This window comes from Atlantibacter hermannii (assembly GCF_009907385.1).
Taxonomy (GTDB): Bacteria; Pseudomonadota; Gammaproteobacteria; order Enterobacterales; family Enterobacteriaceae; genus Atlantibacter; species Atlantibacter hermannii_A.
Window position 1 is genome coordinate 1 of the sequence record NZ_JAAATR010000041.1, and the last position, 427, is coordinate 427.

At 56.9% G+C, this 427-nt stretch carries 1 protein-coding gene; it reads left to right on the plus strand.

All coding sequences use genetic code 11. The annotated features are described in order from the left end of the window. The coding region (locus GV764_RS11825) for an IS3 family transposase (RefSeq protein ID WP_161660324.1) at window positions 1-394 on the plus strand (394 nt) is incomplete at its 5' end. Between the last annotated feature and the right edge of the window lie 33 nt (window positions 395-427).

The window sequence follows — 427 nt, forward strand, 5'->3', positions numbered from 1 at the left end:
GATAGTGGCCTGGCAAACCTCAGGCAGGCCGGAGCTGGCGCTGGTGTGCGGCACGCTGGCAAAGGCCCTGAAGACGGGCAGGCACAGGGAGGGTCTGGTCCTGCACAGCGACCAGGGTTGGGCTTACCGGACTCCGCGATGGCGTGCGATGCTTGCAGGTGCCGGCATAACGCAGAGCATGTCGCGCAAGGGCAACTGTCTGGATAATGCGGTAATGGAGAACTTCTTCAGCCATCTGAAAGTGGAGATGTATCACCGCAGGCGTTACGACTCGGTGAAAGAACTGGCACGTGATATCAGTGCGTATATTGATTATTACAATACCGAACGAATCAGCCTCAGGACAGGCGGGATGAGCCCGGCAGCATACCGGGCTCAGGCAGAAAGTGAGTGATATAAAAGTGTCCAGGAACAGGGGTTCAGTACA